The organism is Salmonella sp. A29-2, assembly GCF_020150755.1.
In the GTDB taxonomy this organism is placed as follows: Bacteria; Pseudomonadota; Gammaproteobacteria; order Enterobacterales; family Enterobacteriaceae; genus Salmonella; species Salmonella enterica.
Window position 1 is genome coordinate 3,492,180 of the sequence record NZ_CP083731.1, and the last position, 12,170, is coordinate 3,504,349.

The following is a 12,170-nucleotide window of genomic DNA, read 5'->3' on the forward strand; positions in this document are numbered from 1 at the left end:
TTGTTTTAAAATACGATTAGTGCCGGGGGTGTCTCAGCAACTTTTTTACATATTGGCGCAGCAATTCCGTATCGTGATCAGGAACGCTGGCATCCGGCTTTACGCCTTCAAGTGCCCCCTCTACCTGACGTATCAACATCTCCTGCTCGTTTTGCGCCATGTTACGTAACATTGCTGTGACGATAATCTCTAACGCTTCTACCTGAGCAACCAGTTCTTTCGACTCTTCTTCTTTTTGGGCTAGCTTAAGCAACAACTCTGCTATGAGATTTTTCATGACCATATTTCCTTATTAGTTCCAGGGTGACGTTATCACTATGAAGAACCACTGCCTAGAGGCTGAAAGTACTATTTTTATGATACAGGAAGAACTTTACACAAATAATTATCACTGTCGCCGCAGCGAAACGTTTCTCAGACCGAAAACGAGACGATAATAAACCATCAAAAAACAATAATCACGCTATATCATAATTTAAGGTTATGCCATCTATAGAAAAACTTCACGGATAAAGAATATATCTTTTAATTTAAACCATATCGTAACGGCAGAAGCGCCGTTACGATGCACCGCTATTGGACTTTCGCTTTTTGCGCGTTACGCCGACGACGTAACGCCAGGGTCAGTTGCCCGATATTGATCAACACGATCGCCGCCGTAGCGATAAAAACCCAGCGGAAACCGGCCATCGCCGATACCGTCGCGCCCATCAACGGCCCAACCACGTTGCCCAGGTACATAAATGACTGGTTGTAGCCAAAAATACGTCCGGTAATTTGGTCACTGGAGTATTTCACCAATAACGTTTGTACGGCGGGTAACATCGCGCCATCGGCAAAGCCTAACAAGAAACGCAACAGCCCCAACTGGAACGGCGTGGTGACCCAGGACATCGCGAAGAAAAGCAGCACTGCGCAGATAAGCGTGGCCATCAGAATTCTTTCCGTGCCGATTCTGTCGCCAAGTTTTCCCAGGCGAGGCGCGGAGATAAGCGCGGAGATACCGGGCACCGAGGCGATTAACCCGCTAAGAAAGGCGATGTTATTACTGTCCGGCATCATTGATTTGATAAACAGCGCCAGGATTGGACTGATGGAACCATTACAGAGTTGAATGACCATCGTGGTAAAAAACAAACTGATCACCAGCGCAGGATAAGGTAACGACGCAAAAACGGCTTTACCGCTCAGGCGTTCGCTTTTCCTGATGACCGGACGCACACCTTCTTTAATTAAAAATAGCGTGACCAGAAAGCTCACCACCAACAGCATGGCGGTAATCAGAAATACCGCCCGCAGCCCGATATGATCCGCGACAAAGCCGCCCATTAACGGCCCGCCGATAACGCCGCTGATCTGCGCGGTAGAAAGCGTACTGAGCGCCCAGCCGCTACGTTCGCGTGGTACCTGAGAGGCTACCAGCGCCATGGCATTGGGGATATAGCCTGACGTTAACCCCATGATTCCGCGCAACAGGAAAAGTTGCCAGACATGGGTCGCAAATGCCTGCAGTAGAATAGCTATCGCCATCCCGAGCGACGCGCGCAATAGCATCAGTTTACGCCCTTTACGATCGGCGAGACTGCCCCACATCGGCGACACAATGGCGGAAATAAGAAACGTGATGCTAAACGTTAACCCGGACCACATTGATAACGCTTCATGGGAAGAGACGCCAAGCTGGGAAATATAAAGGGGTAAGAATGGCAGGATTTGGCTGATTGCCAGCCCGGTAAAAAAACATCCAAACCAAACGGAAATTAGATTAACTTTCCAGGATTCCATAAGACTCGTAACGGTAAGTAGCTGAAAATACGCGTTAGCTTAGCAAGTTCTCTTTTTCCTGGTGGTTCCAGAGGTGCGATACGTCACACTTTGCTATTTTGTCTCCCCGTTCATCATTTTTGTGAAACATGTCACATTATATAGCCGCGCAAGGCAGACGTTTATGCTTTAACGACACACGCCGTAGCCCCGCATTCCAAGATGAAAATGGTTAGCATGAGCAGCGTTATAGTCAGGCCCGAGCCCATTGCCATAATAATGGCAACTGGCGTTTAACATAGCGCGTAACCAGGGCCCCGTCTCCTGACGCCCCCAGCCGCGCAGAACAGTGATTTTTCGGCCATCTGATAGCTGAAACCCGCTGACATCCAGCGCTTCTGCGCTGGCATGTTCACTGCGACGCGCATCCGGGCGGTGATAAATATTACGGCAGGCATAGCTGCCCAGATGTTCGATGCGGGTCAGGCGGCGCTTCATCCACGTTTCTGTTAAAGGTTTTGCCTGCTGTTCGACAAACAGCGCGGAGCGCAGCGCCAACGGGCAGGAGGCTAAAAAACTGCTGCTCAGTTTGACCTGGCCAAAATCTCTGACGCGCACAACATGGGACAAGGGACATTCACCAGTGCTATCCGCAACAGGTTGTGATGAAATTAATCCCTGTTGATTGGCCGCCGTCAAAAGCTCCCGGCACTGCGACAGCGTAAGGCGCTGTAGTTTGAAGGTCGTGATCCAGCCTGGCGGATCGGCAAGTTGTAGCGGAGCAAAAGGATTATAATAAGAGGGAAGATAACGATATCCCAGTCCGCCAATGCCGCCCAACAGCACAATAATCAGAAAACCCTTACCTCTCACGCGGCCTCCGTTCTCACATCCCATAAACATTATGGCAGAAGCCCGCGAAACCCGCGTTTTGTCGTGGTAATGTATACGCTTTGCATTCGATGGAATGGGTTTTTAAGATGGCGAAATTGCGGGTAGGAATAGTATTTGGCGGTAAGTCGGCGGAACATGAAGTGTCTTTGCAATCAGCGAAAAATATCGTTGATGCGATCGATAAAACCCGCTTCGACGTGGTGCTGTTAGGGATAGATAAGGCAGGACAATGGCATGTTAACGATGCGGAAAATTATTTGCAGAATGCAGACGATCCGGCACATATCGCGCTACGTCCTTCGGCAATCAGTCTGGCCCAGGTGCCTGGCAAACACCAACACCAATTGATTAACGCTCAGAACGGGCAGCCGCTACCGACGGTAGATGTTATTTTTCCTATCGTCCACGGTACGCTGGGCGAAGACGGCTCATTGCAGGGGATGCTGCGCGTCGCAAACATACCGTTTGTCGGTTCAGACGTGCTGAGCTCCGCAGCCTGCATGGATAAAGACGTCGCCAAACGACTGCTACGCGATGCAGGACTGAATATCGCCCCGTTTATTACACTCACCCGAACGAATCGTCACGCGTTTAGTTTTGCCGAGGTTGAATCCCGTCTGGGACTGCCGCTGTTCGTTAAGCCCGCCAATCAGGGCTCTTCGGTCGGCGTCAGTAAAGTCGCTAACGAAGCGCAATATCAGCAGGCGGTCGCGCTGGCTTTCGAATTCGATCATAAAGTGGTGGTGGAGCAAGGGATCAAAGGGCGCGAGATCGAATGCGCCGTATTAGGTAACGATAACCCACAGGCCAGTACCTGCGGCGAAATCGTACTGAATAGCGAATTTTACGCCTACGATACTAAGTATATTGATGATAACGGCGCACAAGTTGTCGTGCCTGCGCAGATCCCTTCCGGGGTGAATGACAAGATCCGCGCGATCGCGATCCAGGCTTATCAGACGCTGGGGTGCGCGGGTATGGCGCGTGTCGATGTCTTCTTAACGGCAGACAATGAGGTCGTGATTAACGAGATTAATACGCTGCCAGGTTTTACCAATATCAGTATGTATCCAAAACTCTGGCAGGCGAGCGGATTGGGCTATACCGATTTGATTAGTCGCCTGATTGAGCTGGCGCTGGAACGCCATACGGCGAATAACGCCTTAAAAACCACGATGTAATAGCGCACGCCCGATAGCGCAACGTTTATCGGGCGTCTTTTACCTCATCATCTTTGCGTCGGCGAATGATGAACCCCGCCAGCCAGAAGCTAATAATCCACGTTACCAGCCCAACGCCATAGGTTTGCCATCCTTTCGCCTCAAAACCCAGCAATCCTACGACGCCATTCAAAATAAAGATAAGGCCAATAGAGAAGGCATAGTAGTGCCAGTCACGACGAATTTTTACAGGCAAACGCATAACGACTCCGACGTATTAACAGCAACAAAAACGTATTTTTGCATACTTCTGGCGAGCGAGTCTGTGGGGGATACGGAATTTCTTAAATGTTAATTGATTTTGATAAAAGTGATCGTTTTGTGACAACTAACAAAAATTTACGCGATGGATACATTCCGTATGTGAAATTACCATGATTCTGATATTGACAAACACAATGACCTGTCAGACTTCACAGTAAGCCGATGGCATAACGCCAGATCGTAGCCGATCATCCTGGAGGTCTTTATGGCTGATTTCACTCTCTCAAAATCGCTGTTCAGCGGGAAGCATCGAGAAACCTCCTCTACGCCCGGAAATATTGCTTACGCCATATTTGTACTGTTTTGCTTCTGGGCCGGAGCACAACTCTTAAACCTGCTGGTTCATGCGCCGGGCATCTATGAGCATCTGATGCAGGTACAGGATACAGGTCGACCGCGGGTAGAGATTGGGCTGGGCGTCGGGACGATTTTTGGCCTGGTGCCCTTCCTCACAGGCTGCCTCATTTTCGCCGTTATCGCCGCGTTTTTACGCTGGCGTCACCGTCACCAATAAACCTTAGCGCGCTGGAGAAAATATCCCAGCGCGAAATTTATCGCCCCATACACCGCGCCCGCCGCTCATCAACTCGTTTAGCAAACCAGGCGGTCGTCAGCTTACGCGTGATCTTCGGACTTTCCAGTTGAATACCGGGCAACATTTCCCGCGCAAGCGTCTTACCCGTTTTGGCCTCGGCCAGTTTATAGACTTTCTTGTAGAGCGCCGTTTTTTCAAACGCCAGGCTATCGCCTTTCTCCAGTTGGCTGCGAATTTCACGCTCACTCATTCCCAACTGCCCTGCCAGTTTGCGCACCGCTAACTCTGTTTTGCCCGGTTCCTTGCTGTTATAACGAATCAGATCGCCATCCAGCGCCAGTTTTACCCCACTGGCTTTACTGACGGCATTCTGGAACGCAGCGTTACGGCTGGCGTACCATCCCGCGTTGAAGTCGGCGAAGCGGAAAACAGGCGCGCTGTAGTTCGCCGGGTAATTCAGCAAATGGTAGGTTCCAAACCACAATCCGCCACGGCGCGTAAAGACCTCCTGACGTACCGTACCCGCCATCTTCCACGGATAACCTTTCGCGTGCTGTTCGGCAAAGGCAATGCTGACCTGCATCGGGCCGCCCGTATGCACCGGGTTATATGAGCCAAATAGCGTCTGCCCCATAGGAACCATATTGATAAAATCATCAAAAATAGCGCTAAGCTGTTTTTCGGTTTTTACCGTGTCCAGGCGTTCGCTATAGCTCTTGCCGTTGGGGGAGTTAATTTTCAGCGCGGTGTGCACAAGAAACAGCGGAATGTGTAGTCGTTCAGCGCGGCGATCAATCTCCTGCCAGGCGATTTTACTTAGCCCCGGCACGACAGGATCCGCCTGATAACCGGACTCCTGCTGGGCGACAGCCAGCACCGAACAGATATTTTCTACCGTCGGCGCCAGCCCCTGGCTCTTAAACGTTGTCGCGATATCTTTCGCCCAGGCCTCTCTGTCTTTGACACTGGCCGGCATTTTCTGACGTACTACGCTTGCCACGTCGACAGGCTTCTCGCCTTTGCTCACCGGCTGCCCGGATTGACTACTACAGCCAGCCAATATGGCGACCGCCAGAAAAGGCAGAGGATAAAGACGGGACGCCGCCGACATAACGTTTCCTTCTGTTAGCTAAAAGAGTGAGTCACTTCCTGAACTGGCTGACCATCCAACTGGCGTTCAAAGCTACGCAAACGTTTATAAATAGACATCAGCTCCACCAGAGTCGTCCAGGAGTTAATCAAATACTGGAACGAACCGCGCACCTGGCCAAACACGTTGGTGATTTGCGTCATCAGCCCCAGCGTAATCGTACCGGCAACAATGGAAGGAAACAGCAGGAACAAACCGAAAACGTTATCGACCTGCAAATAGAGAATGCGCGCGATGTTGAAATACATATAGTGAAAGTAGAGACGGAAGTAGTTATGGCGCACCGCGCTAAACAGTTCACGGACGGTGGGCGGCGTGGCGCGGCTGGCGTCATCTTCACCGTAGACCAGCTCCTTACGATAAGCTGCTTCCACTCGCTGATTTTTAAATTCCAGCCCCGGCAATTTGATCCCGACGACCGCCAGCAGGCCCGTCCCCATTAATGACCAGACTATGGCGGCAATGACCAGGCCGTAAGGGATATGCCCTACGATGGGTAAATTCGGCACATGCGCTGACAGGGTGACTAACACCGGCAGAAAGGCGATGAGCGTCATGATGGCATTGATAAAACTCACGCCCATATTCTCCAGTGTAGAGGCAAAACGCATGGTGTCCTCCTGCACACGCTGGGCGGCCCCTTCGATATGGCGCAGGTACTGCCAGTGTGCCATATAGTGCTCATTCATTGCGGTACGCCAGCGAAATACATAGTGGCTGACAAAGAAGTTGTTCAGCACGCCGATCACCACGGCGATAAGCGCAATACCGAGAAACACCCCCACTTCATGATAAAATTGACCAAGAGTGACCTTGTGCGGCGAGCTGAGCGCCGTTTGAATCAAATCATAGAACGGCGCGTACCAGGCGTTAACCGCAACGCCAACCTCCACCAAAAACCAGGTGACAAAAATAATGAGCGAGGTGCCAAGTATCGACCAGTACTGCCAGCGGTGCGGGCTATAGATGAACCAGAACGTTGCAAATAATCCCACGCAAATCAGGTAATAAGCATAAAAAATCAGATAGTCCAGCGACCAGAAGCGCGCTGCGCTGATAGGCACTTCATCGGATGCCCCTACAAGTCGCGCCACCCAATCTCCTCCTCCTGCCTGCCAGAAAATGACGGCGATCAGCGCCCAAACAAACGCCGACATGAAAAACGGCCCTGGCTTTGGGAAAAAAGATTTAAACATCATGCTCTCCTGCTAACTTCTTCTCTTTATTACGGCTGCTGTGATGACGGCAATATCACGCCATGCCCACGCAAATGAAAGGGTTAAACCAGGCATTGTGACCTACGTTGTGACGCTTAGTTCGCACTTCTGCTCAACAGAATTGTTTCGACGAGTTTCATCCTAAGCAGGCATGCTGACGCTATCAGGTTATCACAAGCGCTCTATCACAAAAGTAAACATTCTCCATCACGAAAACCCGCCGTTACGTTTTTTCACCCACTTTTTTCTCTTTAACGTTTTGCAATGTGCCGCCGGGTAGTATAAATACGCATAACCACCGTTATTTCACTTATGGACATCACCGTTGAAACGTAGTCTGCTTTTTACTGCCATGCTGTTTGCGGCATCACTTACTTCTGTCCAGGCGGCTCAGCCGATTGCCGATCCGGTTTTTGCCTCTGATATCGTTGATCGTTATGCCGAGCATATCTTTTATGGTAGCGGCGCCACGGGCATGGCGCTGGTGGTGATCGACGGCAATCAACGCGTGTTTCGTAGTTTCGGTGACACCAGACCGGGCAATAATGTTCGTCCACAGCTTGATTCGGTCATTCGTATCGCTTCTCTCACCAAGCTCATGACCAGTGAAATGTTGGTAAAATTGCTCGATCAGGGAACGGTAAAATTAAACGATCCTCTCAGCAAATATGCGCCTCCCGGCGCGCATGTCCCGACGTATCAAGGCACGCCGATTACGTTGGTCAACTTAGCAACCCACACCAGCGCGCTTCCGCGAGAACAGCCAGGCGGCGCGGCGCATCGTCCGGTATTTGTCTGGCCAACCCGCGAACAACGCTGGAGCTGGCTCTCCACAGCAACGTTAAAAGTCGCGCCAGGCTCGCAGGCGGCCTATTCCAATCTGGCGTTCGACCTGTTAGCCGACGCGCTGGCGACCGCCTCCGGCAAACCTTATACGCAACTGTTTGAAGAAAAGATTACCCGCCCGCTGGGAATGAAAGACACCACGTTTACCCCTTCTCCCGATCAGTGTAAGCGTCTGATGGTGGCAGAAAAAGGCGCAAGCCCCTGTAATAATACGCTGGCAGCCATTGGCAGCGGCGGGGTCTATTCTACGCCAGGAGATATGATGCGCTGGATGCAACAGTATCTGTCGTCAGATTTCTATCACCGTAGCCAACAGGCCGATCGTATGCAAACGTTGATTTATCAGCGCACACAGTTAAAGAAAATCATCGGGATGGACGTACCGGGTAAAGCCGACGCGCTCGGTCTGGGCTGGGTCTATATGGCGCCAAAAGACGGACGTCCTGGCATTATCCAGAAAACAGGAGGCGGCGGCGGTTTTATTACCTATATGGCGATGATCCCGCAATATAATATTGGCGCTTTTGTGGTCGTAACCCGTTCCCCCCTCACGCGTTTTACCAATATGAGCGACGGGATTAACGATTTGGTTACTGAGCTAAGCGGCAATAAACCGATTGCTATTCCTGCATCCTGAGTCGTCGCGCCTCGCGCTATATCAGACGAGGCGCAACATTCTTGTTAATATTCGGAGGGCAAACGGTTAATACTGATCAGTTTGCCTTTATTCATTTCAATGTAATTACCCTTACGCAGGGCCGCGAGAACTTCCGCCACCACCGATCGCGATACGCGCGTTCGTTGATGAATATAATTCATAACACCAATACGTGAGCGAAGTTCTTCATCCCACTCAATCATTGTCATTAATGTCGCACGAATTTGGTCGTAGGAATTATTACCAATGAGCTGCTTGTCACGAAGTTCCAGTACCTGACTTTTCCATACTATCCAACAGAAGGCTTCACGCCACAGTTGGTTCTGCTCAATGATGGCAAGAGTTTGTGATGATGAGAGGCGATAACCGATGCAACCGCTCTCCGCAATTAATTTATATTGTGCCTCTTTTTTCGCCACACCATCGGCTAAGCCGAAAATAAAGGGGGCCTGCACAATACCAATAAGAACTTTATCACCGCGAACTAACGAAACAACCCCCTCTAAAATAACAAAGGTATGGGTATTACTTTCATCAGGTGAACAGATAATCTCTTTATCATTAACAAACTCGAAACGCGTACCATGCTTAGAAAGGCATTTATCGAGTCTGTAGAATTCCTGTAGTGGCTTGCTTAAAGATAACATATGCATTCCTTGCAATAATGCCCGTCAAGTCCTTGACGGGCATTTTTCAGTTTAAATTACCTTTATTTCTCCTGAGAGAAAATGATTACCAGGTATATTTAACACCAACGTTTGCAGACCAGTCTTGATCAACATCACCGCCGCCGAGGTAGTTAGCATCGGTGTAGGCGCTGAAGTTCTTCGTGAAGCTGAACTGAGTACCCAGACCAACACGTACCGCAGAACCTTCTACGCCGTTGTCGATAGAGTCGCCGTTTACGTCAGCATCGTTGTTGGAGTCGTCGTAAACGTAAGCCAGTTTGAAGTACGGGGTCAACGCCTGATCTTCGCTGTAAGTGAAGGTATAACCTGCATCTACACCGAGTTCATAACGCATGCTGTCGTAAGACTGACCGTCAACTTTCATGTCGTTGCTCAGCTGGTAGTCGTCGCCAGACTGGAACAGACCGGATACGCTGCCGTAAGGCGTTACGTAGCCTGCATCACCCAGCTTCAGATCATAACCCAGTTTCAAGCCGAAGCCCCAGGCGTCAGAAGAGGTGTTGCCGTCAACGTAAGTACCGTCGCTCATGTTAGCAGACAAATCGTTGTTGAAGTGAGAGTAGCTCAAGTTACCATCAACAAAGATGTTGTTTGCGAAACGAGCGGAAGAGTAGATGTAGGCAGACTGGCTGTCCTGATCCACCTGACCGGTACGATCGCTCAGATCGCCTTTCGCGAAGCCTGCTGCCGCACCAACGATCCACTTAGCGTTGTTACCGTCAACTTTGGTATCAACACCGACCATGATGCCATTAACATCCTGATCGTAGTTAATGGTACCGTTGTCGCCGTTGAAGTTACCGCCGAAGTAGCTTACCCATGCGCCGCCGTTATCCGCCAGGCCATGACGAGCGTTGGTCAGACGAGTACCAACGGTGTCTTGTTCCAGGTTCCAGATATTGGTGTTCGCAGAAGGAATGCTCAGCGCCATGTTAGCGTAGTCGGTCAGTTCCATCTGCTGCAGAACAACGGAGTTATCCTGCTGCTGCGCCTGATAGGTGTAAGCGCCGAGGTCAGCTTTGTTAGCTGCAGTAAAACTAGCAGTAGTGTCAGCGTTATCGTCATAAACACGGACAATTTCTTTATCTTTGTAATCAGCAACAGAACCTGCACCAGTAGCGTTATCAATGCGGACTTTATAGTTACCTGCAACGTCCCCATTAACCGCCAGATGACCATCAGAGTTCAATGCAACCACACCGTAGTCATAATTAGCATCGTAAACGTCGTTGGTAATATAACGTGCGTTGTTCAGATCAGAGTTCAACACATAATCACGGCTGGCGACATTCAGTACGCCACCATCAGTCAAAATCACATTATGGGTATCAACCTGACCCAGACCCAGGTTCAGCTGGGCACCATTATCAACAGTAATGGTATTAGCATACAGAGAAGCGGTCTCTTCTGTCAGAGAAGCGGTACTGTAGCTATCCAGATACAGACTATTTGTCGCCACACCACCGGTGTCACCAATGTTCAGAGAAGAAGAATTACCCAGCGTAATGCTGTCGGCGATTAAACCAGAGTTTTCAACATTTACCTGAGAGACATTATTCACTGTCAGGTCGTCAATATTGGAAAGCTTGCGAGTATCCCATTCAGAGCCGTTATCCAGCGCAATATTAAAGATACCGCTCTGATAAACCTCTGCGCCAGCAAGATGCTCATCATCAGAATAGTAAGTTGAAGACGGCCAAATGCTGTTTGGTACTAAAGCACGCCAATCAGCATCGGTATATCCCCAACCGTACATCTTACCAGTGCCGATTGCCTCAACTTCAGATTGAGCCGCGCCAACCCATTTCGAGCCATTGGTCAGCGTCACGGTTAAAGAGTCAGTATCATCCCAACCATTCGTTGTTGGATTATAGACACCATCATCCGTAGTATCCGTTGCAGGATCACCATTCTCATAGAAGTTGTTGTCGAAGGTGCTACTAAAGAGAATGTCACCAGTGATAGTGGAATGATCAAACGTAGCGGTAGTCTGCATTGAGTTGTCTGCGTTAGTATTATCGCTAACAATTAACGCGGCATCATCAAGGGGATCATCATCATTGTAGCTAAACCAGTAATCTGCAGTGCCATTGTAGTCGCTTGGCTTCTCGCCCTGACCGTAGAAACCATCAGTTCCCAGATCGCTATAGGCACCAGAAGTCAGGACAGAGTCTTTAACAACCAGTGTGTTAGTGAAGATATTATCGCTATTCGCTATACCTTCAACATTATCATACGGGGTATTATCAAGCGTCTGATAGCCCTGTAAGAAAGTGATACCTGCAACATGAGAGTTATTCTGAATGACGATGTCTGACTCTTCATCAACAGTGATAGCATTACCAATATCGTAAGTATCAACAACTTTAGTCGTGGTGGTATCGCCATCAACAACATCATAATAATAATGTTCATAGGTATCGTTGATAGTTGAATTATCAACGGTCAGGCTAAAACGATCGTATTGAGAATGATTCGTACCATCTTCATCGACACCATCATCACATTCATCAGTCATGCACAGAGTAGTAACCATGCCATTGATTGTGCTGTTAGAAATGGACATTGAGTTCGCTGTACCATCAAAACCATCGTCCAGATAGTATGCAGAAATAACGCCATTCACAGTACTTTTATTGATTACTGGATAAATATCGGCATTCCAGATGTTGGTAGAATCAGCAGAAGTGTTATTCCAGTTTACATAGCCATCATACAACCAACCATCATGGTTAGTTACACTGTCGTAACCAAACGTGTTGTAGGTTGTGCCAGAAATATCTTGAGCATTCGCCTGAGAAGTGATTGCCAGAGTGCAAGCCAATGCTAATTGTGAGACTAAAAGTTTCTTTTTCCAGGAGTGCATTTGTCATCCCTCCTCAGGGACGTAATATAGTTGATCCATCAATTATCAATGCATAAAAACATAGAGA

11 protein-coding genes are annotated in these 12,170 nt (G+C 49.3%); 3 read left to right on the forward strand and 8 right to left on the reverse strand.

The annotated features are described in order from the left end of the window. Positions 1 to 16 precede the first annotated feature (16 nt). The 3 genes from iraP to K8W53_RS17090 form a co-directional block, all read right to left on the reverse strand. A complete protein-coding gene (gene iraP / locus K8W53_RS17080) occupies positions 17 to 277 on the reverse strand; it encodes an anti-adapter protein IraP (protein ID WP_001518423.1) in 261 nt (86 codons plus the stop codon). A gap of 296 nt (positions 278 to 573) precedes the next feature. After that, complete coding sequence (locus K8W53_RS17085; protein WP_023224694.1) at positions 574 to 1,785, reverse strand: multidrug efflux MFS transporter; 1,212 nt, start codon at positions 1,783 to 1,785, stop codon at positions 574 to 576. 168 nt (positions 1,786 to 1,953) lie between these two features. Next, positions 1,954 to 2,667, reverse strand: a complete 714-nt coding sequence (locus K8W53_RS17090; RefSeq protein WP_000480788.1) for an extensin family protein — start codon at positions 2,665 to 2,667, stop codon at positions 1,954 to 1,956. A gap of 77 nt (positions 2,668 to 2,744) precedes the next feature. Between K8W53_RS17090 and ddlA the strand changes: the two genes are divergently transcribed. Continuing rightward, positions 2,745 to 3,839 (forward strand): D-alanine--D-alanine ligase, encoded by a 1,095-nt coding sequence (gene ddlA, locus K8W53_RS17095; protein WP_023224696.1) that lies wholly within the window; start codon positions 2,745 to 2,747, stop codon positions 3,837 to 3,839. Between the two features lie 25 nt (positions 3,840 to 3,864). Here ddlA and K8W53_RS17100 read toward each other — a convergent pair whose 3' ends face one another. After that, entirely contained in the window at positions 3,865 to 4,080 is a 216-nt protein-coding gene (locus tag K8W53_RS17100) for a DUF2754 family protein (protein WP_023224697.1), read from the reverse strand. Positions 4,081 to 4,347: 267 nt separating this feature from the next. On the opposite strand from K8W53_RS17100, the gene K8W53_RS17105 reads away from it, so the two are divergent. Next, positions 4,348 to 4,656, forward strand: a complete 309-nt coding sequence (locus tag K8W53_RS17105; protein WP_000763139.1) for a YaiY family protein — start codon at positions 4,348 to 4,350, stop codon at positions 4,654 to 4,656. Between the two features lie 37 nt (positions 4,657 to 4,693). On the opposite strand, the gene yaiW is transcribed toward K8W53_RS17105, so the two are convergent. Beyond that, positions 4,694 to 5,788, reverse strand: coding sequence for a surface-exposed outer membrane lipoprotein YaiW (gene yaiW, locus K8W53_RS17110; RefSeq protein ID WP_001271418.1), 1,095 nt, complete (start codon positions 5,786 to 5,788; stop codon positions 4,694 to 4,696). A gap of 14 nt (positions 5,789 to 5,802) precedes the next feature. Next, positions 5,803 to 7,023: a peptide antibiotic transporter SbmA gene (gene sbmA, locus K8W53_RS17115; protein WP_000477024.1), complete on the reverse strand. Its 1,221-nt coding sequence runs from the start codon at positions 7,021 to 7,023 to the stop codon at positions 5,803 to 5,805. Between the two features lie 346 nt (positions 7,024 to 7,369). Between sbmA and ampH the strand changes: the two genes are divergently transcribed. Further along, positions 7,370 to 8,527 (forward strand): D-alanyl-D-alanine-carboxypeptidase/endopeptidase AmpH, encoded by a 1,158-nt coding sequence (gene ampH / locus K8W53_RS17120; protein WP_000830783.1) that lies wholly within the window; start codon positions 7,370 to 7,372, stop codon positions 8,525 to 8,527. A gap of 44 nt (positions 8,528 to 8,571) precedes the next feature. Here ampH and iprA read toward each other — a convergent pair whose 3' ends face one another. Both iprA and K8W53_RS17130 read right to left on the reverse strand, forming a co-directional pair. Continuing rightward, a complete protein-coding gene (gene iprA / locus K8W53_RS17125; RefSeq protein ID WP_000950242.1) occupies positions 8,572 to 9,195 on the reverse strand; it encodes a hydrogen peroxide resistance inhibitor IprA in 624 nt (207 codons plus the stop codon). Positions 9,196 to 9,280: 85 nt separating this feature from the next. Further along, positions 9,281 to 12,103 carry an autotransporter outer membrane beta-barrel domain-containing protein gene (locus tag K8W53_RS17130; protein WP_023224698.1) on the reverse strand — a complete coding sequence of 941 codons (2,823 nt, stop codon included), beginning with the start codon at positions 12,101 to 12,103 and terminating at the stop codon, positions 9,281 to 9,283. Between the last annotated feature and the right edge of the window lie 67 nt (positions 12,104 to 12,170).

Bases quoted from the DNA above. Each gene is read 5' to 3' on its own strand.
- iraP (WP_001518423.1), bottom strand. From the start codon at position 277: ATGAAAAATCTCATAGCAGAGTTGTTGCTTAAGCTAGCCCAAAAAGAA.
- K8W53_RS17085 (WP_023224694.1), bottom strand. From the start codon at position 1,785: ATGGAATCCTGGAAAGTTAATCTAATTTCCGTTTGGTTTGGATGTTTT.
- K8W53_RS17090 (WP_000480788.1), bottom strand. From the start codon at position 2,667: ATGTTTATGGGATGTGAGAACGGAGGCCGCGTGAGAGGTAAGGGTTTT.
- ddlA (WP_023224696.1), top strand. From the start codon at position 2,745: ATGGCGAAATTGCGGGTAGGAATAGTATTTGGCGGTAAGTCGGCGGAA.
- K8W53_RS17100 (WP_023224697.1), bottom strand. From the start codon at position 4,080: ATGCGTTTGCCTGTAAAAATTCGTCGTGACTGGCACTACTATGCCTTC.
- K8W53_RS17105 (WP_000763139.1), top strand. From the start codon at position 4,348: ATGGCTGATTTCACTCTCTCAAAATCGCTGTTCAGCGGGAAGCATCGA.
- yaiW (WP_001271418.1), bottom strand. From the start codon at position 5,788: ATGTCGGCGGCGTCCCGTCTTTATCCTCTGCCTTTTCTGGCGGTCGCC.
- sbmA (WP_000477024.1), bottom strand. From the start codon at position 7,023: ATGTTTAAATCTTTTTTCCCAAAGCCAGGGCCGTTTTTCATGTCGGCG.
- iprA (WP_000950242.1), bottom strand. From the start codon at position 9,195: ATGTTATCTTTAAGCAAGCCACTACAGGAATTCTACAGACTCGATAAA.
- K8W53_RS17130 (WP_023224698.1), bottom strand. From the start codon at position 12,103: ATGCACTCCTGGAAAAAGAAACTTTTAGTCTCACAATTAGCATTGGCT.